This window comes from Aliiroseovarius sp. S253 (genome assembly GCF_049800855.1).
In the GTDB taxonomy this organism is placed as follows: domain Bacteria; phylum Pseudomonadota; class Alphaproteobacteria; order Rhodobacterales; family Rhodobacteraceae; genus Aliiroseovarius.
The window spans coordinates 1141956-1165285 of sequence record NZ_JBNAFW010000001.1 but is presented as its reverse complement, the minus strand read 5'-3'; the positions used below and the strand labels follow the sequence as shown (position 1 = coordinate 1165285).

23 protein-coding genes and 1 tRNA gene are annotated in these 23330 nt (G+C 58.1%); 7 read left to right on the top strand and 17 right to left on the bottom strand.

Annotated elements, in window-relative coordinates:
* Positions 1-92 precede the first annotated feature (92 nt).
* Both ACP15F_RS05745 and ACP15F_RS05740 read right to left on the bottom strand, forming a co-directional pair.
* Complete coding sequence (locus tag ACP15F_RS05745; RefSeq protein ID WP_424939865.1) at positions 93-854, bottom strand: RlmE family RNA methyltransferase; 762 nt, start codon at positions 852-854, stop codon at positions 93-95.
* On the bottom strand, positions 854-1966 hold the full coding sequence (locus ACP15F_RS05740; RefSeq protein ID WP_424939864.1) for a Ppx/GppA phosphatase family protein: 1113 nt from the start codon (positions 1964-1966) through the stop codon (positions 854-856). Before ACP15F_RS05740 ends, ACP15F_RS05745 begins: the two co-directional genes overlap by 1 nt.
* Before the next feature lie 293 nt (positions 1967-2259).
* Here ACP15F_RS05740 and ACP15F_RS05735 point away from each other — a divergent pair, with 293 nt between their 5' ends.
* From ACP15F_RS05735 to ACP15F_RS05705, 7 genes are all read left to right on the top strand, one after another.
* Entirely contained in the window at positions 2260-2556 is a 297-nt protein-coding gene (locus ACP15F_RS05735) for a virulence factor (protein ID WP_108856265.1), read from the top strand.
* 26 nt (positions 2557-2582) lie between these two features.
* Positions 2583-3521, top strand: a complete 939-nt coding sequence (locus ACP15F_RS05730) for a methylenetetrahydrofolate reductase (protein WP_424939863.1) — start codon at positions 2583-2585, stop codon at positions 3519-3521.
* A 6-nt stretch (positions 3522-3527) separates the two neighbouring features.
* Positions 3528-4601, top strand: a complete 1074-nt coding sequence (locus ACP15F_RS05725; protein WP_424939862.1) for a methyltetrahydrofolate cobalamin methyltransferase — start codon at positions 3528-3530, stop codon at positions 4599-4601.
* A 142-nt stretch (positions 4602-4743) separates the two neighbouring features.
* Positions 4744-5901 (top strand): CaiB/BaiF CoA transferase family protein, encoded by a 1158-nt coding sequence (locus ACP15F_RS05720; protein ID WP_424939861.1) that lies wholly within the window; start codon positions 4744-4746, stop codon positions 5899-5901.
* A gap of 114 nt (positions 5902-6015) precedes the next feature.
* The gene (locus ACP15F_RS05715) at positions 6016-8058 is read left to right on the top strand and encodes an ASKHA domain-containing protein (RefSeq protein WP_424939860.1); all 2043 of its coding nucleotides are present in this window, start codon (positions 6016-6018) and stop codon (positions 8056-8058) included.
* 52 nt (positions 8059-8110) lie between these two features.
* A tRNA-Gly gene (locus tag ACP15F_RS05710) sits at positions 8111-8184 on the top strand.
* A gap of 32 nt (positions 8185-8216) precedes the next feature.
* Positions 8217-8708, top strand: coding sequence for an acyl-CoA thioesterase (locus ACP15F_RS05705; RefSeq protein ID WP_424939859.1), 492 nt, complete (start codon positions 8217-8219; stop codon positions 8706-8708).
* Here ACP15F_RS05705 and ACP15F_RS05700 read toward each other — a convergent pair.
* The 15 genes from ACP15F_RS05700 to soxB all read right to left on the bottom strand — a co-directional run bounded on the left by ACP15F_RS05700 (position 8695) and on the right by soxB (position 23322).
* A complete protein-coding gene (locus ACP15F_RS05700; RefSeq protein WP_424939858.1) occupies positions 8695-9495 on the bottom strand; it encodes a hypothetical protein in 801 nt (266 codons plus the stop codon). The two genes, ACP15F_RS05705 and ACP15F_RS05700, sit on opposite strands and share 14 nt — an antisense overlap.
* The gene (locus ACP15F_RS05695; RefSeq protein ID WP_424939857.1) at positions 9489-10313 is read right to left on the bottom strand and encodes a sulfite exporter TauE/SafE family protein; all 825 of its coding nucleotides are present in this window, start codon (positions 10311-10313) and stop codon (positions 9489-9491) included. Before ACP15F_RS05695 ends, ACP15F_RS05700 begins: the two co-directional genes overlap by 7 nt.
* Positions 10314-10321: 8 nt before the next feature.
* The gene (gene dusA / locus ACP15F_RS05690) at positions 10322-11329 is read right to left on the bottom strand and encodes a tRNA dihydrouridine(20/20a) synthase DusA (protein WP_424939856.1); all 1008 of its coding nucleotides are present in this window, start codon (positions 11327-11329) and stop codon (positions 10322-10324) included.
* Positions 11330-11397: 68 nt separating this feature from the next.
* The gene (locus ACP15F_RS05685; RefSeq protein ID WP_424939855.1) at positions 11398-12165 is read right to left on the bottom strand and encodes an SDR family oxidoreductase; all 768 of its coding nucleotides are present in this window, start codon (positions 12163-12165) and stop codon (positions 11398-11400) included.
* Positions 12166-12261: 96 nt separating this feature from the next.
* The gene (locus ACP15F_RS05680) at positions 12262-14004 is read right to left on the bottom strand and encodes a SulP family inorganic anion transporter (RefSeq protein WP_424939854.1); all 1743 of its coding nucleotides are present in this window, start codon (positions 14002-14004) and stop codon (positions 12262-12264) included.
* 48 nt (positions 14005-14052) lie between these two features.
* Positions 14053-14382 carry a TIGR01244 family sulfur transferase gene (locus ACP15F_RS05675; RefSeq protein ID WP_424939853.1) on the bottom strand — a complete coding sequence of 110 codons (330 nt, stop codon included), beginning with the start codon at positions 14380-14382 and terminating at the stop codon, positions 14053-14055.
* Between the two features lie 9 nt (positions 14383-14391).
* Entirely contained in the window at positions 14392-15279 is an 888-nt protein-coding gene (locus tag ACP15F_RS05670; protein WP_424939852.1) for an MBL fold metallo-hydrolase, read from the bottom strand.
* 39 nt (positions 15280-15318) lie between these two features.
* Complete coding sequence (locus ACP15F_RS05665) at positions 15319-15762, bottom strand: DUF6691 family protein (protein ID WP_424939851.1); 444 nt, start codon at positions 15760-15762, stop codon at positions 15319-15321.
* Positions 15763-15774: 12 nt separating this feature from the next.
* Positions 15775-16221, bottom strand: a complete 447-nt coding sequence (locus tag ACP15F_RS05660; RefSeq protein WP_424939850.1) for a YeeE/YedE family protein — start codon at positions 16219-16221, stop codon at positions 15775-15777.
* Between the two features lie 159 nt (positions 16222-16380).
* Complete coding sequence (locus tag ACP15F_RS05655; RefSeq protein ID WP_424940950.1) at positions 16381-16800, bottom strand: DUF302 domain-containing protein; 420 nt, start codon at positions 16798-16800, stop codon at positions 16381-16383.
* Positions 16801-16961: 161 nt separating this feature from the next.
* The gene (locus ACP15F_RS05650) at positions 16962-18236 is read right to left on the bottom strand and encodes an FCSD flavin-binding domain-containing protein (protein ID WP_424939849.1); all 1275 of its coding nucleotides are present in this window, start codon (positions 18234-18236) and stop codon (positions 16962-16964) included.
* A gap of 77 nt (positions 18237-18313) precedes the next feature.
* Entirely contained in the window at positions 18314-19024 is a 711-nt protein-coding gene (locus ACP15F_RS05645) for a c-type cytochrome (protein WP_424939848.1), read from the bottom strand.
* 144 nt (positions 19025-19168) lie between these two features.
* Positions 19169-20278, bottom strand: coding sequence for a c-type cytochrome (locus ACP15F_RS05640; protein WP_424939847.1), 1110 nt, complete (start codon positions 20276-20278; stop codon positions 19169-19171).
* Positions 20262-21542 (bottom strand): sulfite dehydrogenase, encoded by a 1281-nt coding sequence (gene soxC, locus ACP15F_RS05635; RefSeq protein WP_424939846.1) that lies wholly within the window; start codon positions 21540-21542, stop codon positions 20262-20264. The genes ACP15F_RS05640 and soxC overlap by 17 nt, the downstream gene beginning before the upstream one ends.
* An 82-nt stretch (positions 21543-21624) precedes the next feature.
* Positions 21625-23322: a thiosulfohydrolase SoxB gene (soxB, locus tag ACP15F_RS05630; protein WP_424939845.1), complete on the bottom strand. Its 1698-nt coding sequence runs from the start codon at positions 23320-23322 to the stop codon at positions 21625-21627.
* Between the last annotated feature and the right edge of the window lie 8 nt (positions 23323-23330).

Here is a 23330-nt window from a genome sequence, read left to right as displayed (position 1 = left end):
TTTTGAATACTTTGTGTCACGGTGGGATGTAGGGGGCTGTTCAAAAGACGACAAGCTAAAGCCAGCACGCGCCCTGTGGCCCGGCAACTGGTTCAGCCCTTATAGTCCATCGCGACCACGAATTTTTCCGAACTGTCCGACCGGCTTGAGGGCGGTTTTACGTTCATCACCTTGTTGAACTTGGTCTTCAACAGCTTCTGAAGTTCGCCCTCGGCACCGCCGGCTAGCACTTTGGCCACAAAGGTCCCGCCTTCGTCCAACACGTCGAACGCGAAATAAGCCGCGGCTTCACATAGCGAGATGATACGCAAGTGGTCAGTTTGCTTGTGGCCCGAGCTGGACGCCGCCATGTCAGACATAACCACATCCGCCTTGCCACCCAGCCAGTCACGCACGACTTGGTCGGCATCTTCGTCCATGAAATCAAGCTGCTCGAAACGAGCACCGGCAAAAGGCTCGACCTCTTGCAAATCCACGCCCAGATAGGTGCCAACGCGTTTTCCAGACTTTTCACCCAGTGCATTGATGCGGGGCACGGCGACCTGTGCCCAGCCCCCGGGCGCACAGCCAAGGTCCACAACGCGTGCACCGTTCACGAGGAACCGGTATTTATCGTCCAATTCCATAATCTTATAAGCCGCGCGACCACGAAAACCTTCGGCCTGCGCGCGCTGCACATAGGGGTCATTCAACTGGCGCTGCAACCATCGAGTCGAAGAACTGCGTCGCCCCCGCGCGGTTTTCACCTTCACCGTCAGGTCACGCTGACCCCGGCCCGAGCTTTTGCGTGTGCGTTTTGAATACTTGTTGCCGCCCCCTTGGGAGCCGCCGGAGTTACCACCGTCTTGAGACATCAGAATGGTCCGCCTTCCAACACGCCGTCCGAGGACATTTGAGAATAAAGGATGCCTTCTCTAAGGCCACGATCCGCAACTGACAAGCGATCAGTCGGCCAGACACGCAAAAGCGCCTGCAAAATGGCCGCACCCGACATGATCAACGATTGGCGATCCCGCCCGATATGAGAGTTCACACGCCGCCCCTTTGGCCCCATGGCCAGATAACCCTGAATCACACGTTCGATCTGCTCGGACGTCATGCGCAACCCGTCTACGCGGGTCCGGTCATAGCGGCGCAGCCCCAGATGGGTCGCTGCGACAGTCGTAACGGTTCCGGAAGTACCGATGATCTGGAACCCTTCGCGGGGCGGTTCGTGGTGGAACGGACTGAAATCGGCCAGTTGCTCTTCAAAGTGCACTGACATCAGGGCATAGCGGCCCGCGTCGTCCTCCACATCGTCAAACATCTCGCGCAAAGTCGCCACGCCCAGAGGGACAGAAATCCAATCCACAACGCTGGCGGCCGGGAAATCGCCCACACCGCCCGAGAACCCGCGCCCCATCCTCATGATGGATTGCGCACGATCCAACGGGGGGACTTTTGACAAGTCGATCCAGACAAGCTCGGTCGAGCCTCCACCGATATCGACGACCAGAAGCTGTTCGGTCTTGGTCGACACCAAAGGCGCGCAGGATACCACGGCCAGACGCGCTTCTTCTTCGGGTTTGATGATTTCCAGATCCAAACCGGTTTCACGGCGAATATTGGCCATGAAATTCTTGCCGTTGGTCGCGCGGCGGCAGGCCTCGGTTGCGACAAGCCGCATACGTTTTACATCATGTTTGATCAGCTTCTTACGGCAAATGCGCAGCGCTTGAATGGTGCGCGCCATGGATGAACGGCTCAGCCGTCCGGATGCTTCCAGACCACGGCCCAGCTGCACCGATTTCGAGAAGCTGTCTACGACATGAAACTGACTGCCCTTTGGTTGGGCAATCAGCATGCGACAACTGTTTGTACCGAGGTCCAGAGCCGCGTACAGGCTGGCCGGATCCACGGGGGATGGCGCGGGGGCTACTACCGCTTTCGGGAACACGCCCGCACCTTTGGGACGCTTGGGCGTCATTGGTCACGCCCTCCATTTTCAAGTTACCTTTAAGATAGGGTGCATGGCCGGTGCTGGCAATCCCTGCGGGGCAGCAAATGTGACTGTCTTATGTCATAATCAACATGAATGGTTTTCACGGCGGATGGCATAGCCTGCGCCGGTCGTTTTTCGTATTCCTTTGGCGCGGATCGTATGAACGCGACCCCATGTAGCCTGCGAAGTCGCTGTTGAAACGCGGCGTGTCGAAAATCGACACAAGGCACGGGGCAAGCGCGACTACGAATAGAGGACGAAGAAAAGGGAGAATCGCAATGCCAGACGTCACCATCGTGTATTGGAGGGACATCCCCGCCCAGGTGATCGTGGGCAAAGGGCGCCGTGGGTCGAAAGCCCCCCTGCCCGAGCGGTTCGAACAGGCCATTGACCGGGCCGCCATGAAGGTGAACGCGAAAGACAGCGACGCCTATCTGGCGGAATGGCGCAAGGCCGAACCTTTTTCTGTCGAAGGTGACCCGCAAGAGATCGCGACGGCCGAGGCTGCGCGCTTGGACGCGGAATATGACAAAGAGCGGCTTGTCGCTCTGATTGGCAACGACGGATGGGCTTGATCCCACCCTCTATCAAGGAGGCAGCCATGGCGCTGTTGAACTTCCGCAAGAAGCCGACCGAAGGTCAGGCCAATGCCGCATCCCCCGAACTTCAGGCTTTCCTGAAGGGCTATTCGATTGAAATCATGCCGCGCACGGCTGGCAAGGTTGAAGATTTCCGTGACCTTCTGCCAGAAGGCACGCGGGTCTATATCGCCCATATCGAAGGCACGCCGATTGAAGACATGGTCGCGACCGCCAAGCGCGTCAAAGAAGAAGGCTTCGACGTGATGCCCCACTTCCCTGCGCGCATCATCAAAGACAAAGCCACCTTGGCCGACTGGATTGCTCAGTATCAGGGCGAAGCGGACGTGAAGCAGGGCCTGATCCTTGCCGGCGGCGTCGCCCAGCCGGTTGGCGAATTCGACAGCTCTATGCAGCTGCTGGAAACCGGTCTGTTTGATCAGGCGGGCTTTACCAATCTGCATGTTGCCGGTCACCCCGAGCCGAACTTGGACATCGACCCCAAGGGTGGTCGCGCCAACACCTATGCGGCGCTGGACTGGAAACAGGAATTCTCGAAACGCACCGACGCTGAGATGGCGCTGGCCACTCAGTTCTGCTTCGAAGCCGAACCGGTCATCGCTTGGGCCAATGAGCTGGCCGAGCGCGGCATGAACCTGCCGATCCATATCGGCATCGCGGGTCCAGCCAAACTTCAGACCATGATCAAGTTTGCCATTGCCTGTGGCGTTGGCCCGTCCCTGAAAGTGCTGCAAAAACGCGCCAAAGACGTGTCGAAACTGCTTCTGCCGCACGAGCCGACCGAAGTTTTGAACGATCTGGCGCTGCACAAAGCTGCCAACCCCGACTTCAACATCACCCAAGTGCACTTCTTCCCGCTGGGCGGGATCAAGACCATTGCCAACTGGGCCATCGAGCATGGCGGAGACAACACCGCCCCCGTGAACGCGACCAAAGGATAATCAAGAATGACACGTACCATCGTCGAAAGCGCGACCAAGACCTCGATCATCGGCTTTGACCAGCCGTTCTCGGTGATCGGCGAGCGCATCAACCCGACTGGCCGCAAGATCCTGAACGAAGAGCTGGAGCGCGATGATTTCAGCCGCGTGGAACGCGATGCACTGGCCCAGGTTGCCGCTGGTGCGACCATCCTCGACATCAATTCGGGCGCTGTGTTCTCGAACAAGATGGCCGAAGACCCGCGTTACGCTGACAACAACTTTGTCGAGCCGGACCTGATGCGCAAACTGGTCGAAACCGTGCAGGCCGTCACCGACTGCCCCCTGTGCATCGACTCGTCGGTTCCGGGTGCACTTGAAGCAGGTCTGGAAGCCGCCAATGGCCGCCCCCTTCTGAACTCGGTCACCGGCGAAGAAGATCGTCTAGAACTGGTTCTGCCTCTGGTGAAGAAATACAACGTCCCGGTTGTGGCGATTTCGAACGACGACACCGGTATTTCGGAAGATCCCGATGTACGCTTCGCAGTGGCCAAGAAGATCGTGGAACGCGCGGCTGATTTCGGCATCCCTGCCCACGACATCGTGGTTGACCCGCTGGTCATGCCAATCGGCGCGATGGGCACCGCTGGGCTGCAGGTGTTTGAACTGAACCGCCGTCTGCGTGATGAGCTGGGCGTGAATACCACCTGCGGCGCCTCGAACATCTCGTTCGGCCTGCCCAACCGTCATGGCATCAACAACGCCTTCCTGCCGATGGCAATGGCCACCGGCATGACCTCGGCCATCATGAACCCAATCGCCCTGCCCGTTGGTCCAAAAAAGCTGGCCGAAAAGAAGGCCGAGATCGAAGCCAAGGGTATCGTCGTTCCGGCAGATATGGATGACGAGACATTCTGCCAGGTGTTCGGCCTCGGCTCGACAAAGCCGAAAGCCGGCAAGGAAATGGAAGCCATTCGCGCTGCCAACTTCCTGACCAACAACGACGAAGGCGGCGCCGAGTGGATCAAGTTCAACTCGACCAATGCCGGAGCCGCTGGTGCTGCTGGTGGCCGTCGCGGTGGCCGTCGCCGTCGGGGCTAAAACCCTCGCAACCTGAACGTTGAAAGCGCGCCCATCGTGGCGCGCTTTTTACATTTCGGTGATGATTTTGTGGAACTTGATCTATAGCAAAGCCCAAAGAACCCTGCGCCATTAGCGATCACAAATGCCCGAAGGAAATCCCATGACCGCCCCCCTTTCAGACATCACAATTCTGGACCTGACCCATGTACTGGCGGGGCCGTATTGCTCGATGATCCTGTCTGATCTTGGGGCGAAGGTGATCAAGGTAGAACAGCCGGGCATTGGCGATGACACGCGTCATTTTCCACCGTTTCGCGACGGCCAAAGCGCCTATTTTGCGACCATCAACCGTGACAAACAGTCAATTGCGTTGAACCTGAAGGACGATGCCGATCGCGCCGTGTTTGAACGCCTGCTGGGGCAAGTCGATGTGGTGATGGAGAATTATCGCCCCGGTGTGATGGAGCGTCTGGGCTATGGGTGGGACACGCTCTCGAAACGTCATCCGCATCTGATCTATGGCGCGGTGTCGGGCTTTGGGCACACCGGACCAGACGCCTTGAAACCCGCCTATGATATGGTGGCACAGGCGCGTGGTGGGGTCATGTCGATCACTGGCGAAAAGAACCGCGAACCGGTGCGCGTGGGTGCCTCGGTAGGTGATATCGTAGCCGGCATGTTTCTGGGTCACGGGCTGCTCGCCGCGCTATACCAGCGCGAAAAGACAGACAAAGGGCAGAAGGTCGATGTGGCGATGCTGGACAGTCAGCTGGCCATCATCGAACACGCCATCGCCATCACCGGCGAAACTGGCATTTCGCCAGAGCCATCAGGTGCCCGGCACCCCTCAATCGCGCCGTTTGAAACATATCACGCAGCAGATGGGCTGTTGGTCATCGCCTGTGGCAATGATGTACTGTTCCGAAAACTGTGTGAGGTGATTGGAAAGCCCTATTGGGCGACACGGCCTGAATTTGAAAACAACATGGCCCGTTGTGAAAACGTGCAGCTTCTGCGTCGCCGGATTGAAACCGTCACCTTGGGGCATCCCCGCGCACATTGGCTAAAGGTTCTTGCTGCCGAAGGCATCCCCTGTGCGCCGATCCAGAACGTCGCGGAAGCGATGCAGGACCCACAGATCCTAGCGCGCAACATGGTCAAGCACCTGCCCGCCCCGGACGGCGGTAAGCCCTTCGTCGCAGCTGGAAACCCGATCAAGATGGACAGTGTCGACGACTCTCGTCAACCTGACGCAGCCCCACTTTTGGACGGAGATCGAGCCGCAATTCTGGATTGGCTTGACCAACAAGAGCGTTAATCCCTGTACGCAGCCAAAAAACGGCGTTTCCAGACTATTTATGCCGCAAGCAGGCATTGCACCCGCCTGTGCGTTCCTTAAATTGGTTAAAAATCAACAGGAAAGACGCGCGCAATGTCTCAGGATCCTTTGGTCATCTTTACCCCCTCTGGCAAGCGGGGACGCTTCCCGGTCGGGACGCCCATTCTGACAGCCGCCCGCCAGTTGGGTGTAGACTTGGACTCGGTCTGTGGCGGGCGTGGTATCTGTTCGAAATGTCAGATCACCCCCAGCTTTGGCGAATTCCCGAAGCACGGCGTAACAGTCGAAGAGAACGCCCTGTCCGAGTGGAACAAGGTCGAACAGCGCTATGACGACATTCGCGGTCTGCCTAAAGGCCGCCGTTTGGGCTGTCAGGCGACCGTACAGGGCGACGTCGTGGTGGATGTGCCACCAGAAAGCCAAGTCCACAAACAAGTGGTCCGCAAACGGGCCGAGGCCCGTGACATCACGCTGGATCCGGTGGTCAAACTTTTCTATGTCGAGGTCGAAGAACCTGACATGCACGAACCCTCTGGCGACTTGGAACGCCTTGTCACCGCCATTGAAGAGCAGTGGGAGATCAAAGGTGTACGGGCCGACCTTCACATACTATCGACCCTGCAACCTTGCCTGCGCAAAGGCGAATGGAAAGTCACTGTTGCCCTCCATCTGGGGGACGAAGAAAACCCGCCCCGCGTCATGCATTTCTGGCCCGGCTATCACGAGGGCACCGTCTATGGCATGGCCGTGGACCTTGGCTCGACCACCATCGCCGCGCATCTGTGTGATATGTCGACTGGCGAGGTCGTGGCGTCCTCGGGCCTTATGAACCCGCAGATCCGCTTTGGCGAAGACCTGATGAGCCGGGTCAGCTATTCGATGATGAACAGCGACGGCGCACAGGAAATGACCACTGCGGTGCGCGAAGGCATGGACGCCCTGTTTACACAGATTGCAGCGGATGCCGAGATCGACAAGTCTTTGATCATGGATGTGGTCGTGGTGTGTAACCCGGTGATGCACCACCTATTCCTTGGCATTGACCCATTTGAATTGGGGCAAGCACCTTTCGCGCTGGCAACCTCGGACGCGATGCGTTTGCGAGCCACAGATGTCGACCTGACCATCCACCCCCTTGCCCGCCTGTATATGTTGCCCTGCATTGCGGGCCACGTGGGAGCAGATGCAGCAGCTGTCGCTCTGTCCGAAGCGCCGGACAAGTCCGAAGATCTTGTGCTGGTCGTGGACGTTGGCACCAACGCGGAGATCCTTCTGGGCGACAAGAACGGCGTGCTTGCCTGTTCGTCCCCAACTGGCCCCGCGTTTGAAGGCGCGCAGATCAGCGCTGGCCAGCGTGCCGCTCCGGGTGCCATCGAACGGGTTGAGATTAATCCCGTCACCAAGGAACCGCGCTTCCGTGTGATCGGCTCGGATATCTGGTCCGACGAGGAAGGTTTTGCCGCCGCTACCGCCGTCACAGGCGTCACCGGCATTTGCGGCTCTGGCATTATCGAAGTGATTGCCGAAATGCGAATGGCCGGGTTGGTGGATGCAGGCGGCCTGATCGGGTCGGCTGAACAAACCGGCACGGATCGCTGCTTTGCGGATGGACGTACCAACGCCTATCGCCTGTGGGACGGAGATGAGGATCAGAAGCCGATCACTGTCACCAACGGCGATATTCGCGCCATCCAGATGGCCAAAGCCGCGCTGTACTCTGGCGCGCGTCTTCTTATGGACAAACGTGGTGTGGACAACGTGGATCGCGTGGTGCTGGCTGGCGCGTTTGGCGCACATATCTCGGCCAAGCACGCAATGGTTCTGGGCATGATCCCTGATTGCGAGCTGGACAAGGTGACATCTGCTGGGAACGCGGCGGGCACAGGGGCACGGATCGCCCTTCTGAACCGGGCAGCGCGGGCCGAGATCGAGGACACCGTTCGAAAGATCACCAAGATCGAAACCGCCGTAGAAGCCAAGTTCCAAGAGCATTTCGTCAATGCGTCTGCCATGCCGAATTCTTCGGATCCGTTCCCGATCCTAAGGACGGTGGTCGAGCTGCCAGAACCCAGCTTCAACACCGGTGGTGGTGACGAAGATGGCGGAGGTCGCCGCCGACGTCGCCGCCGGGGATAACCCTGTTAAGCGCTTGAACTTCCTGCCCCCTTGGCATAGCTCTTGGGGTAAGGCGGGTGTAGCTCAATGGTAGAGCAGCAGCTTCCCAAGCTGACGACGAGGGTTCGATTCCCTTCACCCGCTCCAATCCCCGTATTGATGGCGCGCCCGAGGTTTTCATGTCCGATCCGCTTCCAAACATCCCGTTGGTCACCCCCCTGAACGCCGAGCAATTGAAGAGCGCACGCGTGCCCGAAGGCTGGAATTTCGGACAAGCAGACCGGGTGCGTTTTCACGAGCTGGACGCGCTGAACCATGTGAACAACATCGTCTATCTGCGCTGGTTCGAGGATATCCGCATCCCCTATTTCCATGCCCATGCGATCACCAGCTACGACTCAGACAACGATCCTCAGGTCGTTCTGGCCACCAATTTTGCCCGCTATTTCAAACCGATGTTTCTAAGCGAAACCTATGTCATCGCCGCGCGCGCCGCCAGTTTCCGCAACAGCTCGTTCGTGCTGGAATACGGGATCTTCGTGGACGGAGAGCTGCGGTGCGGCGGTGAAACCGTTGTGGTCACGTTGGAGCACGACGGCAAAACGAAACGCCCACTTAGCGCTCAGGTCATCGCCGCTCTGACGGCTGACGGAGCCTCTAAGGCAGAGTAAGCCACTCACGTACACCGCCGGGCAGATCTGGGCGGAAATAGGCGATCATGCGCCCTTCTGGTGGCGCTTTGGCCTCGACTTCCCATGGAGCAACCCCGTGCAGGGTGAAACGATCCAGCAAATAGGCCTCGCCTGGTTTGGCATGCACCGCAAGGCGCGGGCAAGTTTCAAACACTTCGCGGCGTGCGGCTTGATAGACCTGAGTGACATCGTGGCAGCGCAGCTGATGGTCTGACACGTCTGCGAACGCCGCTTCCATCGCCTTACGCATGATCAGGTGGCTGCCTTCCCACAGGACCAGCGGGCTGGCGGCCTCATCGGTCCTGTTAAGAGGAATGCCAATGACATAGGCATGTGCCTCGTCCACACAGCGCCGACCGCCCGGCAGTTCAGGCTTCAACCCGTCCAGATGCGCGGCATCCCGGTCGCGACGATAGCGAAACCCGGCCTCCGTCTCATGCGGATCAGGCTGGGGATAGCCCGGATAGGTAATCGACACCTGCGCACGGTCCAGATCATGCCAGCCAAAGCGGGCCTCGAGAAACTCACGCAAGGTGCCCATCAGTGCGGGTCCATCCCCGACACATCCCTGCCCGTCATTGCCGATGGCATTCACTCCGACAAACCACGTGCCACCCGACCTAAGCCAGGTCGCAATCTGTTGGGGATCTCTACGTGCTTCAAGGGCCAAGGGATAGACATGTTCAACCCAGCGCGCGATGGCCACGTCATGGGGAAACTTTACCCACCCATGACGATCAAACTCTGCGCGTAAAGCGCTTACCATCCCAGAGCTTTCCGCAGCATGTTCAGCGCAACCAGCGTCAGGAACACCGCGAACACGCGCCGCAGCGGCTTCGGGTCCATCGCGTGGGCCAGCTTTACCCCCAAGGGTGCTGTGAACAAGGTCATCGACACGATCAGCACAAATGCGGGCAGGTTCACGGCTCCGATGGTCCACGGTGGACGCTGCGCCGGGTCAATCTGGACGAACAGAAAACCAAGAACAGATGGCACCGCGATCAGCACTCCAAACCCAGCAGCTGTCGCCACGGCCTTGTGAATGGGGCGTCCGTGCAGCGTCATCAGGGGGACACCAAAGCTGCCGCCGCCGATCCCCATCAGGACCGATAGAAATCCAAGGACGGGGGCGAACATGGCAACACGCGGGCCTTTGGGCATATCCTCGGCCAGACGCCAATGGGCTTTGCCAAGCCCAAGATAGGCACCGATGCACAGTCCCAAACCGCCAAAGATGGCCTGCAAAACAACAGATTTCAGGCCAGAGGCGACGATTACACCGATCAGTGCGCCTGCGGCGATCCCCGGCGCCCAGCCCTTCAGGATACCCCAATCGACCGCGCCTTTCTTGTTGTGCGAAAGGACCGACCTGACCGAGGTCACGATGATCGTCGCAAGCGAGGTCGCCAGACAGATTTGCATCAGCTGATCCGACCCATAACCGAGTGCTGAGAATGCATAGAAGAACGCGGGCACCAGAACGATCCCGCCGCCCACGCCCAGAAGCCCGGCCAAGACGCCCGCAAAGGCCCCAATCGCAGCCAAAAGTGCGGTCATGGGCAGAAGCAGGGATAGATCGGGCATTAGTGGCCTCAGACAGCGGGAAGGTGTTCATGCACAGATGACAGGGCTTCGGCGACCAGTGCAACCCCTGCCCCCGGTTTCGTCGCCCCTTCGGACAGGATGCGCCGCCATTTCCGCGCGCCGGGACGGCCTGTGAAAATGCCCAACATGTGGCGGGTGATCGAATGCAGGCGGATGCCTTCGGCCAAACGTGCTTCGATATAGGGATACATCGCCTCGACAACCTCATGCGCCGAACGTCCGGGCGTCGCGTCGCCAAAGATCGCCTGATCTGCGCCCAACAATACGGTTGCTGGGTCGTGATAGGCGGCACGGCCGATCATCACCCCGTCCATCACATCCAAATGTGCGCGGGTTTCTTCCAATGTCGTGATGCCGCCGTTGATCGACAGATGCAGATGCGGGAAGGCCTCTTTCATGCGGTGTACCAGAGGATAGTCCAAGGGCGGGATATCCCGATTTTCCTTGGGGCTGAGCCCCTGAAGCCAAGCTTTTCGGGCATGAATGGTGAAGCGATTGACGCCCGCGGCCGAAACCTTTTCAAGGAAGTCCGGAAGCACAATTTCGGAGTCCTGATCATCCACGCCGATACGGCATTTCACTGTGACTTCAATATCTTGAGCGGCGTCCCTCATCGCAGCCATACAGTCCGCCACCAAGCCGGGATCGCGCATCAACACCGCGCCAAATGTGCCCGACTGCACCCTATCCGAGGGACAGCCCACATTCAGGTTTACCTCGTCATAACCACGCTCGATGCACAGCTTGGTGGCCGCGGCCAGCTCTTTCGGGTCCGACCCACCAAGCTGGACAGCCACGGGATGCTCTTCAGTGTTGTAGTCCAGAAGATGCAGCGCCCCACCGCGCACCAAAGCGGGGGCGGTAACCATTTCCGTATACAGAAGCGCGTGACGGCTCATCAGCCGGTGAAAGTACCGGCAATGGCGATCGGACCAATCCATCATCGGTGCGACGGACAGGCGGGCTGCTTGGCGTATGGTCGATTGCGTCTTCATCGCGCGCTACATAGGGGATCTGCGCGCGGGATGCCAGAGGGCGGTCGCCCGCCCCCGGCCAATCGGGTTTAGCGCGGCGCCATGCGCACAGCGCCGTCCAGACGGATCACTTCGCCATTCAGGAACGAGTTTTCGACGATATGGCGCACCATGCCTGCGAATTCGGCCGGATCGCCAAGACGCGACGGGAAGGGAACTTGAGCTCCAAGGCTGTCTTGAACCTCTTGCGGCAGGCCAGCCACCATCGGCGTTTTGAAGATGCCAGGTGCAATCGCCAGCACACGGATGCCATCGCGCATCAGGTCGCGCGCCATTGGAAGCGTCATACCTACCACGCCACCTTTGGACGAGGCATAGGCCAACTGGCCAATCTGGCCGTCCATTGCCGCGATCGAGGCGGTGTTGACGATTACGCCACGCTCGCCGTCGTCCGTGACCGGGTCGGCCATCGCCATGCCTGCCGCGGCTTGGCTGGCGCAGTTGAATGTGCCGATCATGTTCACGCCGATCACCTTGGCATAAAGGCCCGGATCATGCGGTTCACCCTTCGACTGGGTCTTGGCCGCTGGCGCGATACCTGCGCAGTTCACCATTACACGCTCTTGGCCCAACGCCGCACGCAATGTTTTGAAACCTTCGGCAACGGATGCAGGATCCGACACGTCAACTTTGGCAAAAGCTCCGCCCAGCTTTTCTGCCATGGCCTGTCCGGCCTCTTCATTCAGGTCGAAAATGCCAACTTTGGCACCTTCGGCCGCGAACGCTTCGGCGACGGCGCCGCCCAGACCAGATGCTCCGCCTGAAACGGTGACAATGGTGTTTTCGGTGATCTGCATAGGGAACCCTCCGTAACTGTTGGGTCGGCCCTAGCAAGAATTGTACAAGCGTTCAATAAATCTGACCGCCCTGCCCCGGATGACGCAGCGTCGCCCCTAGTCCACCGGCCCCAACGCACGCATTGCGGCGTATTGCGTCAGGTAGACATCGCCTGACAGGTGATCCAGAAAATCTGTACGCTTCAGACGATCCATCACAGGGCCTTTCACTTCGGACAGGCTGAGTGTGATACCACTGTCGGCCAGCTGCCGGTCCAGTTCCTCCAGCGTTTCAAGGGCAGACAGGTCGATCTCGTTCACGGCCGAACACATCAGGACCACATGTTTCAGCCCTCCGCGACCGGTACGCTCCAGCAGGTAATCCTCAATATACCGCGCATTGGCGAAGTAGAGGTTTTCGTCCAGCCGCAGCGTGACAAGTTCGGGATGGGTTTGCACGTTGTGCCGATCAATGTTCCGAAAATGCTGGGTCCCCGGCACCAAGCCAACCTCGGCGATATGCGGGCGCGAGGTTTTGTAGAGGTAGAGCACAATCGACAAGACTACGCCGGCCGACACGCCAATTTCGACCCCGAAACCCAAAGTCAGCAGGATAGTGGCCAGAACAGCGGTGAAATCCGCGCGGTGATAGCGCCATGTGGATTTCAGGATGTGGAAATCCACCAAGCCCAGCACAGCCACGATGATAGTCGCAGCGAGCGTGGCTTTCGGGAGGAAATACAGAAGCGGTGTCAGGAACATCGCTGCCAAAAGGATCCCGATGGCTGTGAAGGCTCCGGCGGCTGGGGTCTCGGCCCCTGCGTCGAAGTTCACGACCGAGCGCGCGAAGCCCCCCGTCACCGGATAGCCGCCGGATACGGCCGCAGCGATATTTGATGCCCCAAGGCCCACAAGCTCTTGGTCCGGCACGATGCGCTGGCGCTTCTTGGCAGCCAGCGTCTGTGCGACGGAAATGGATTCGACGAACCCAATGATCGAAATCAAAAGCGCTGAGCCGAACAGGCTGGTCCACAGATCTGCGTCAAAGCTAGGCATGGTCAAAGGCGGCAACCCTTGTGGGACGTCGCCCACAATAGCGACGCCTTTCGATTGTAGGTCAAAGCCCCAGCTGACCAGAGTGGTCACGACAACGGCACCCACGGGCCCCGCTTTGGCAAGACTTCCCGCCAGACGATCGCCAAGCCCCAAGGTCATCAGAAGAGGTTTCAGCCCCTTGCGCACCCAGAACAGGAAGGCAACCGACGCAGCACCGATCACAAGCGTGATCAGGTTGGTCTGCCCCAGATGCGAAAAGAGCGATCCAAACAGATCAATCAACGAGTGCCCGTGAGCCTCAATCCCCAAGATGTGCTTCAGCTGGCTGGTTGCAATCAGCAAGCCCGAAGCGGTGATAAACCCTGCAATCACTGGATGGCTTAGGAAGTTGGCCAGAAAGCCCAGACGGAACACGCCCATGACCAGCAAGATCAGACCAGACAGAAAGGCCAGCGTGATGGCAGCCGCGATGTAATCGGCCTGACTGGCCAGCTCGAGATTGCCAATGGCGGCTGCGGTCATCAGGCTGACCACGGCAACTGGTCCAACCGCCAATGCCCGAGACGTCCCGAAAATCGCATAGGCGACCAAAGGCAGGATCGAGGCATAAAGCCCCATCTCGGCCGGAAGACCTGCCAGAAGCGCATAGGCCAGAGACTGCGGGATCAGCATGATCGTCACGATCACCGCCGCCAAAAGGTCGGCAGAGAACGCGCCCTGATCATAACGGCGCCCCCAGTCAAGAATTGGCGCATACTGTCCAAGGGCAGCGCCGCGCGCCGCCATAGCCTTGATCACATTCATGGCAGATTTCCGTTTTGTTTCAGACTGGTTGGCGGTTGCCAAACCAGATCAGCTCATCGCTAGTGTCCACAGGATTTCGCAACGCGTGCCGGTGCGGCAATAGGCGAAGACGGGACCGTCAGCGCCCTCCATCTCGGCCCGGAAGGGATCTTTCAAAGCCAGCGCATCTTCACGCGAAGACATCGGCAAGAAGGCCGTCTTTAGCCCGACAGCCTCGGCTGCGGCTTTCATGTCTTCCCAGTTGGGCTGGCCCGGATCCTCACCATCCGGGCGGTTGCACATCAGCAGAGTAAACCCTTGATCACGGATGGCTTTTACATCCTCGATCGCAATCTGATGGGACACCGTGATGGTGTCATCCAGTTTCTTGGTTTGCATTGGAACCTCTTAAAGCGCGTTTACAGGGACCTTCAGGAAGGTCTTTCCATCCTCATCTGCGGGGGGCATTTCGCCCGCACGCATATTCACTTGAAGCGAGGGAATGATCAGGCGTGGCATGTCCAACTGAGCATCCCGTTCGGTGCGGAACTTCACGAATTCCTCGCGGGTTTTCCCCGCACCTACGTGGATATTGTGCTCTTTCTCATCGGCCACAGTGGTTTCCCACTGAATGTCACGGCCATTCGGGCCATAGTCGTGGCACATGAACAGACGGGTTTCGTCAGGCAGAGCCAACACCTTCTGGATCGAGTCATACAGGACACCTGCATCCCCGCCCGGGAAATCGGCACGGGCCGATCCGCCATCCGGCATGAACAGCGTGTCGCCCACAAAACCAGCGTTGCCAATTACGTGCACCATACAGGCGGGCGTGTGGCCCGGTGTATGCATGGTGAAGACGTCCATGTTGCCAATTTTGTAGGTGTCGCCATCCTCGAACAGCGCATCAAACTGACTGCCATCGCGCTGGAACTCGGTCCCTTCATTGAAGACCTTGCCGAACACGTCCTGCACAACGGTGATCTGACTGCCAATGCCGATCTTGCCGCCCAGCTTTTCCTGGATATAGGGGGCGCCCGACAGATGGTCAGCATGGACATGCGTTTCAATCAGCCATTCCAGCTTCAGCCCTTCAGCCTTGATATACGCGATGATCTCATCCGCATGCTCATGCGAGATACGGCCAGCGGCATAGTCAATGTCCATGACGCTGTCGATTACCGCGCAAGCATTCGAGGTCGGGTCCTTGACCACATAGGAAATCGTGTTCGAATCCGGCTCGAAAAAAGCCTTCACTTCGGGGATCAGGTCGGTGTTTACGGGATAGTCAGTCATGACATGTCCTTTCCTTGGGGCCCGGATTAAGGTCCGGAGTTAACTTGCTGGTGCGGCATCGCGCTGTTGCGCGCTCCGCTGGATCATGTAGCGGGCAATGAAGATACCCACGATAAATGAGGCCGTGAAGATCAGAACGTCCGGGTTTCCGGTCGAGATCACGGGAAGCGAGGCACCCGGGCAAAAGCCGGCTAGCCCCCAGCCCAAACCAAAGGTGAAGGACCCACCAACCAGACGGCGGTCAATCAGCTTGGTGCCAGGCAGCGTGAACGCGTTGCCGAATACCGGTTTCGGTCTGCGAAGAACCAAGAAGTAACCGGGGGCCGTTACCAGAATGGCCGCGCCCATCACGAAGATCAGGCTTGGGTCCCAGATGCCTGCGAAATCGAAGAAGTTCAGGACTTTGGCTGGATTGGCCATGCCCGAGATTGAGATACCTAGGCCGAAGATCAGGCCGATGACATAGATGACGATCAAATGCATATCGGTCCCTCCTTACAGGCCAAAGATGTGGCGTGTGACAAACACCATGATGGTGATGCCAGCCATAAAGCTAAGCGTGGCGACGAAACTGCGCGGTGACAGCCGCGACATGCCGCAGACCCCATGTCCCGAGGTGCAGCCCGACCCATAGGTCACGCCGATCCCGACAATGACACCCCCGATGATCATCGAAAGCGTGCTGACGGGCACTTGGATTTCAGGGAAGCCCCCTGTGATGAACAGATAGACAAGCGGACCGGTCAGCATTCCTGCCAGGATGGCCGCACGCCACGCCCAGTCAGCCGAGCTGTTGGGCTGCATGAAACCGGAAAGAATGCCCGTGGCCCCCAGAATGTTGCCGCGCACCCACATCAAAAGCACCGAGGCCAAGCCGATCAAGGCGCCTCCGAGCGATGCTGCCAGCGGTGTGAATTCAGTTTCAATCATGTCATGCCTCACCAGAGTTTCTGTTCGCGTGTTAAATTTAGGATAGCCCGACGGCGGGAACAAGATATACATTCACTTTTTTGAATGTTTTTTTCTGTAACCACACGTCAAGCAAAAGGCCCCGCCTGTCATTGCGACACGCGGGGCCTTGTTTTTCAAGCCTAAACTACCTTATTCGGCAATCGCTTCTTGCACAATCCCGTCAAGAAGCGCCTGCACTTTCTGCATCTCACCTTCGGGATATGTACGATATCCAACGCTGACTTCGCCATTCGTATCCGTCACGAAGATGCTATAGGGGCAAAACGAGATGTTGGCGGCGTCTGCTTCCATCACTTCGCGGCTGATCTTGGCCGAGCAGAACAGGAAGATATCTGCGGCTTCGAAGATCTTCACGTCCGAGCCCACATCGCCCTTGGTACGTTCAAGCATCTCACCCGTGTGGCTGACATAGTCGATCACCAGCCCCTGCCCTACGATGGCCGTTTCGACCGCAAAAGTTGCGTCGTCAAAGCTGCCATTAAACGCATAAGTGATGGCGTTGTCGCTCATCTGCTTCCCATGGCCATCGGCAAAGGCCGGGGTGATCATAGCTGCGGCGACCACCAGTGCCGTTCCAAGAAATTTGCGCATAAGTCTTCCTCCTGATTTGAGGGCCGTTCGCGCAAAGCCCCTTTCATGAAACGGGGCCCGGAAGACCGGACCCCGCGTTAACTTCAACATATTCGCCAAGGCGAATATTGGCAAGATAATCAGCCGAACATGTCCGAGGTAATCCCGGCATACCAACCAACGCTTTCCTCATAGGTGGCCTGACGCAGCTCTGCGTCCTCTCCCACCGCGCTGATGAAGCCGTCAACCTTGGCGATCTTCTCGTCCGTGGCTTCATAGCTTGCGCCAACTTTCACCCCGTCACCGTCGTTGATCAGTGACCAGCACGTGTTGGTGAACTTGGCCGGGAACAGCTTCGATCCGGTCAGGGCCGAACGTACCGCCATCGCGGCTACTTTCGCCTGCGAGTTCGCCGCAAAGCCAGACTTCGGCATATCACCCTGCGAACTGGCGTCGCCCAGAACATGGATGTTTTCATCAACACGCGACTGCATCGTGTGCGGGTTCACAGGTGCCCAGTTGCCTTCGGTGATCCCTGCCATGTCGCAGATCTTGCCTGCTTTCATTGCCGGGATGACGTTGCAGACATCAACCTTGGTTTCTTCGCCATCAATCGTCACGGTCATGTCATGCGGGTTCACAGACACGTTGCCGCCACCGAAGTCGCCGCCAATCCAGTCGATCATGCCGTCGTAATGACGCGACCAACCATCCTGGAACAATGCCATCTTCGAGAACTTCTCTTTCGGGTCGGCAATGATGATCTTTGCGGTCGGGTTCTTCTTCGACAGGATATTGGCGATCATCGAGATACGCTCATACGGTCCAGGAGGGCAGCGGAACGGGTTGGGCGGAGCCACCATCGCAAAGGTTCCACCTTCGGGCATCGCCTCGACCTGAGCCTTCAGAAGCTCGGATTGCGACCCAGCTTTATACGCATGTGGCATCGCGTTTTGATGAGAAACGTCCCAGCCTTCGACCGCGCCCTCAACAAAGTCGATACCGGGCGACAGGATTAGACGGTCATAGTTCAGCGTTGCGCCACCGGCCAGCGACACAGTACGTGCTTCACGATCTATTCCGACAGCCCAGTCATGCACGACGTTGATGCCGTACTCGGCGGCCAGCTTACCATAGCTGTGTGCGATCGATCCCAGATCGGTGAAACCTGCCATATAAAGGTTCGAGAAGAAGCAGGTGTAATAGCTGCGAGTGGGTTCAACCAGAGTGACCTCGATCTCGCCCTTGGAATCCTTGGCGATATAGCGCGCAGCGGTCGCGCCGCCTGCACCGCCGCCAATGACAACAACCTTCGGCTTGCCGTGACCGGCTGCGTGCACCATCGGTGCGGAAAGGGTCGTTGCTGCCGCACCAGCGGCCGCGCCTCCCATAAATAAACGTCTGTTAATCTTCATGTTTTCCTCCCTATGGACCGCGTAAGCGCACGGCCGTCGCAAATATGCAGGCCCCTCCTGGCCCGCATATGAATTCGTTATGGGTCGATCGCCTCAAAATAGGCGGCCAACGCCGCAATCTCGTCATTTGACAAACGGCCGGCCATCATTTGCATGACCGGATGTGGCCTGAACTTGTCCTTGTAGGCGTGCATGGCGACGACAAAGTCTTCTGCCGGCCAACCAATGATGCCGGGGATACCTTCATTGTCACCCGAAATCTGGTGGCAAGACGTGCATTCCGACGACAGGTATTCGCCGTATTCCGGGTCGCCCTGAATAGCTAGAATGGCTGGGTCGACCGAGTGGTCAGTGCCCGCAACTGTCGGTGCGGCCTCGGGAATATCACCGGGGTTATCAGAATAACGACGCAGGAACGCCAGCAAGTCGGCGCGTTTCTGTTCGTCTTTCAACCCTTTGTAAGACATACGCGTATCCGACGCGAACGCCTTGGGGTTTTCGATGTAACGATCCAATAGATCGAACTCCCACTTCAGTCCGTCGCTGCCCATGCGGGCCAGACCTTTGGAGTATTTAAACCCTTCTTCCGCGCCTGCACGGCGTCCGAAAATGCCGTTCAGATGAGGCCCAACGCGGTTCTTCGCCCCCTCACCGATAGAGTGGCAAGATTTACATTCTTTCCAGAGCTTCTCACCCTCTGAAGCATCACCAATTTCATTTGAAAAAGAAGGTGTTGCGGCGCAAAGTGCAACCGCAAGACCTATCGCAGCGTTTCGAATCCGTCCCATAGACGCGAGCTTAACGGGTGGAGCCAATCCACTCAATAATTTTCATATACAAATGCATGCATAAAAGGAACTAAAGTTGCGCGGCAAAATAGAAACGGGCGCGGTCGATAAGACAACGCCCGTTTCAGGATCAGATCTGCCAGATTACTGGCTATGCGACTTCAAGAATTCCAAGATCGCAGCAACGTCTTTGTCCTTCTTCAAACCCGCAAAGGACATTTTGGTGCCCTTCATATATTTCTTCGGGTTTGCAAGGTAAGCGGACAGTTCGGTTTCATCCCAAACCAAACCACCTTCAGCAGCGGCCAGCATGGGCTTTGAGTATTTGAAACCGTCAACCGCACCAGCAGCACGTCCATAGACGCCGTTCAGGATTGGGCCCGTGCCGTTCTTGGCACCGTCACCAATTTTGTGACACGCCTTACACTTCTTGAAGACCTTTTCACCTTTGGCAACCAGTTCTGCATCCAGTGCCATTGCGGCAGGAACGGCAGCTTCCTCAGTTGCGGCGGCTTCTTCGGCCGGAGCCTCTTCGGCTGGAGCTTCAGTTGCAGGCTCCTCGGCGGTTTCAGCAGCGGCACCCGCAGCACTCATTACAGCCTGGCTGATTGGGGTCGCATCCGTGCCCGAGTTCGGGTCACCGGGGAAAACCACAGTTGTCGTGATCTCGACCGCGCCCGGTTTGCAATCGCTCATGCAGCGATTGGTGAACTGACCATATTCGGTTTCCGCGCGATCATCGACGATGAAGCCTTCGGCATTCGGCAGATCCACATCCAGGAATGTCTCTTTCGACAGAACGAAATCATCGTCCACCAGGTCGTTCGAGTACAGGATATAGGCAACGATGGCGTAAACATCATCATTCGACAGCGTGCCAGCAGCGCCAAACGGCATCGAACGGCGCACATAATCAAACGTGGTCGACAGGTAGGGCCAGTAAGACCCAACGGTTTTCAGCGGATCTTCGTGGTCCAGCGTGTCCATGCCACCGGCCAGTTTTGGCCAGTTGCCAGCACCCTCAGCAAACTCGCCGTGGCACGCTGCACAAGCATCAGCAAAGACTTCTTCACCGGTCCAAACATCGCCCTTACCCTCCGGCAGGTTCGATCCGTCCGGGAAAACGTCCAGGTTCCAAGCTGCGATCTCGGCGTCCGTCGCAGTCCGGCCAAGGCCAAGCTTCTCAGCCATCGCAGGGGCGGCGGTCAAAGTGGCAACCGAAGCTGCCATCAGGAATTTAGGAAACTTCGACATTGTTTGCCTCCCCGTTTGCGTTGACGTGCCACGTCTGGATGCAGTTGTTGTGATAGATCGAGTTCAGGCCGCGCACTTCGCGCAGTTGCGCTTTGGTCGGCTGAACGTAACCAGTTTCGTCCATCGCACGTGATTGCAGGAACATTTCCGATCCGTCCCAATCGATGTCCAGATAGAAGCGGGTCAGCGCCATCTTCTTGCCGGGCTCGGCCAGACGAGCCTCTTGCCACGTCACGCCGCCGTCAAGCGACACGTCGACAGCGGTGATCGCACCCAAACCTGACCATGCCAGACCCGTGATGACCAGTGGGCCTTTGCCGTGCTTGATCGGCATCTGCGGGCTGGGGCTGGTGACAACAGATTTCGCGTCCATCGCCCACGTCCACTTGCGCGAGGTGCCGTCTTCCAGCGTGTCGGTGTATTTCGAGGTCTCTTCGCGGCTTTCAACCGGCGCGTCCATGACTTCGATGCGGCGCAGCCATTTGACCCACATGTTGCCTTCCCAACCGGGAACAACCAGACGAACCGGATAGCCATGCTCCATCCGCAGGGCTTCGCCGTTGGCTTTGAACGCAACCATACAGTCGTCCAGTGCCTTCTCCATCGGGATCGAGCGGCCGTTCGACGACGCATCCGCGCCTTCAACATAGACCCACTTGTCTTTCAGCTCGCCAGCGGCATCCAGCCCGGCTTCCTCAAGCAAGGTCCGCAGGCTGACGCCTGTGTATTCCATGTTGTGGATCATGCCGTGGGTGTACTGCGCGCCGTTCAGCTGCGAGCCTGCCCATTCCATGCCGGTGTTGGCAGCACATTCCAAGAAGAAGGTCTGCTGCGAACGCGGGAAACGCTCGAGGTCTTCATAGGTGAACACCAGCGGCTTATCGACCAGACCGTTGATCATCAGACGGTAGTCTTCTTTCTTCAGCGTGATCGCGCCCGAGTGATGGCGTTCGAACGCACAGCCCTGCGGGGTGATCGTGCCGTCCAGCGCGTGGATCGGCGTGAAGTTGATCGAGGAAATCGTGTCGGCGGTCAGCCATTCCACGTTGCGGCGCACGACGTCGCCTTCAAATTCAATCGGCATACCGTAAGGCGTGGCGTCTACGCCCTCGCCCAGACCGGATGCCCATTCCTGTACTTCGGTAATCAGCGGATCGCCTTCGGCGCGGGCCGCACCGGCAGCGCCCAGGGCAGCGCCCGTTGCGGCGGCCCCTTTCAGGAAACCGCGACGCGAAGTCCCGGTGCCTTTGGTTTCAGTCGACATATGTCAAACCTCCTATTTGGCTGTTTGGCTAAAAGTGTTCCGCCGCCCTGCCCTTCAGGCCAGACGGCGGGTGTTCAATGGATTACGCGCCCACCACCTGAACCGAGTTGTTCGGATCCAGCTTGATGGTGCCTTGTTTCTTGATGTGGCTTTCGACGACATCCCAGATCTGCGGACCTTCGGTGCCTTCGTTGACGCTGGCCCAGCCCGCGACCACATAGGTCTTGGCCGGATCAATCGCTTCGCCGGTTTTCAAAAGCGTCATGTCTGTGATGCGCTCGCCCTGCGGCTTGTTGATGTCGATACGATAGCCCATGCCACCGATACGCACCATGTCGCCGCCCTGCTGATAGTAGGGATCAGGGTTGAAAAGGTTGTCGCCAACGTCTTCCAGAATGGTGTGGATGAATTCACCCGTCATTTCAGTACGATACGCTTCACCGTAGGACATCGAGGTCACGTTCCAGATGTCTTCGCGGGTGATTTCTTGACCCGGCAGGATCGACGGCCCCCAACGCACGCCGGGCGACATGGCAATGTCTGCTTCGCGTTCATTGATCAGCGCGTCACAGATCAGGTCGTCCCACGATCCGTTGAAGTTGCCGCGACGATAGAGAAGCGTGTCGGTCGTGCCGATCACCTCTTCCAACTGGTCCTTATAGGGCGCACGCTGTTCGTCGATCAGTTGAGTGATCGTGGCATCCGGCGTGATCACGTCTGCAAAGATCGGGATCAATTTGTGGCGAATGCCCATCATCTTGCCGTCGCGCACGTCCAGATCAACGCGGCTGACAAATTTCGAGTTCGAGCCCGATGCGATGATAAAGGTCTGTTCGACCTGTACCGGTTCGGGCAGCGCGTCATGGGTGTGGCCAGACAGGATCACGTCGATGCCCTTCACGCGGCTGGCCATTTTCTTGTCAACGTCAAAGCCGTTGTGCGACAGGACGACGACCAGTTCAGCACCGGCGGCACGTACTTCGTCCACCATCGCCTGCATGTTTTCGTCACGGATCCCGAACGAGTACTCCGGGAACATCCAGCGCGGGTTGGCGATGGGCATATAGGGGAAGGCCTGACCAATCACGGCCACCTTCACGCCACCGCGCTCGAAGAATTTGTAAGGCTTGAAGAGCTCGGCTGGTTCGTCCCACTCGGCGTCAAAGATGTTCTGACCCAGCGCCGCGAAGGGCAGGTTTTCGACAATCTCGTTCACACGCTCGGATCCCAGCGTGAATTCCCAGTGGAAAGTCATCGCATCGGGCTTCAGCGCATTCATCACATTCACCACGTCCTGACCTTCAGTGTGGTGACAGGTGTACGAACCGTGCCACGTATCGCCACCGTCCAGAAGCAGAGCGTCAGGGCGATCAGCGCGAATGGCGTTCACAACGGTCGCCACGCGGTCCATGCCGCCAACTTTGCCATAAGACTGTGCCAGTGAAGTGAAATCGTTATAGGTCAGTGCATAAGCCGACGGCGAACCATCTTCGATTCCATAGGCCTTGCGGAAATCAGCGCCTGTGACGTGTGGCATCTGCCCATTGGCAGCACCAACGCCCAGATTGATCTCGGGCTCGCGGAAAAAGATCGGTTTCAGCTGGGCGTGAATGTCGGTGATGTGGATCAGGCTGACATTGCCAAACGTGTCGAACTTCAGAAGGTCATCTTGGGTCAGCGCCTGCTGAGCGGCCAGTTTGGCCCAATTGCCAAAGCCCGACGTACCATAAAGCGCGGACGCAGCCATCGAGACCTGAAGAAAGTCGCGGCGAGAGATCATGAGCGGTT

Bases quoted from the DNA above. Each gene is read 5' to 3' on its own strand.
- ACP15F_RS05745 (WP_424939865.1), bottom strand. From the start codon at position 854: ATGTCTCAAGACGGTGGTAACTCCGGCGGCTCCCAAGGGGGCGGCAAC.
- ACP15F_RS05740 (WP_424939864.1), bottom strand. From the start codon at position 1,966: ATGACGCCCAAGCGTCCCAAAGGTGCGGGCGTGTTCCCGAAAGCGGTA.
- ACP15F_RS05735 (WP_108856265.1), top strand. From the start codon at position 2,260: ATGCCAGACGTCACCATCGTGTATTGGAGGGACATCCCCGCCCAGGTG.
- ACP15F_RS05730 (WP_424939863.1), top strand. From the start codon at position 2,583: ATGGCGCTGTTGAACTTCCGCAAGAAGCCGACCGAAGGTCAGGCCAAT.
- ACP15F_RS05725 (WP_424939862.1), top strand. From the start codon at position 3,528: ATGACACGTACCATCGTCGAAAGCGCGACCAAGACCTCGATCATCGGC.
- ACP15F_RS05720 (WP_424939861.1), top strand. From the start codon at position 4,744: ATGACCGCCCCCCTTTCAGACATCACAATTCTGGACCTGACCCATGTA.
- ACP15F_RS05715 (WP_424939860.1), top strand. From the start codon at position 6,016: ATGTCTCAGGATCCTTTGGTCATCTTTACCCCCTCTGGCAAGCGGGGA.
- ACP15F_RS05705 (WP_424939859.1), top strand. From the start codon at position 8,217: ATGTCCGATCCGCTTCCAAACATCCCGTTGGTCACCCCCCTGAACGCC.
- ACP15F_RS05700 (WP_424939858.1), bottom strand. From the start codon at position 9,495: ATGGTAAGCGCTTTACGCGCAGAGTTTGATCGTCATGGGTGGGTAAAG.
- ACP15F_RS05695 (WP_424939857.1), bottom strand. From the start codon at position 10,313: ATGCCCGATCTATCCCTGCTTCTGCCCATGACCGCACTTTTGGCTGCG.
- dusA (WP_424939856.1), bottom strand. From the start codon at position 11,329: ATGAAGACGCAATCGACCATACGCCAAGCAGCCCGCCTGTCCGTCGCA.
- ACP15F_RS05685 (WP_424939855.1), bottom strand. From the start codon at position 12,165: ATGCAGATCACCGAAAACACCATTGTCACCGTTTCAGGCGGAGCATCT.
- ACP15F_RS05680 (WP_424939854.1), bottom strand. From the start codon at position 14,004: ATGAATGTGATCAAGGCTATGGCGGCGCGCGGCGCTGCCCTTGGACAG.
- ACP15F_RS05675 (WP_424939853.1), bottom strand. From the start codon at position 14,382: ATGCAAACCAAGAAACTGGATGACACCATCACGGTGTCCCATCAGATT.
- ACP15F_RS05670 (WP_424939852.1), bottom strand. From the start codon at position 15,279: ATGACTGACTATCCCGTAAACACCGACCTGATCCCCGAAGTGAAGGCT.
- ACP15F_RS05665 (WP_424939851.1), bottom strand. From the start codon at position 15,762: ATGCATTTGATCGTCATCTATGTCATCGGCCTGATCTTCGGCCTAGGT.
- ACP15F_RS05655 (WP_424940950.1), bottom strand. From the start codon at position 16,800: ATGATCACCCCGGCCTTTGCCGATGGCCATGGGAAGCAGATGAGCGAC.
- ACP15F_RS05650 (WP_424939849.1), bottom strand. From the start codon at position 18,236: ATGAAGATTAACAGACGTTTATTTATGGGAGGCGCGGCCGCTGGTGCG.
- ACP15F_RS05645 (WP_424939848.1), bottom strand. From the start codon at position 19,024: ATGGGACGGATTCGAAACGCTGCGATAGGTCTTGCGGTTGCACTTTGC.
- ACP15F_RS05640 (WP_424939847.1), bottom strand. From the start codon at position 20,278: ATGTCGAAGTTTCCTAAATTCCTGATGGCAGCTTCGGTTGCCACTTTG.
- soxC (WP_424939846.1), bottom strand. From the start codon at position 21,542: ATGTCGACTGAAACCAAAGGCACCGGGACTTCGCGTCGCGGTTTCCTG.
- soxB (WP_424939845.1), bottom strand. From the start codon at position 23,322: ATGATCTCTCGCCGCGACTTTCTTCAGGTCTCGATGGCTGCGTCCGCG.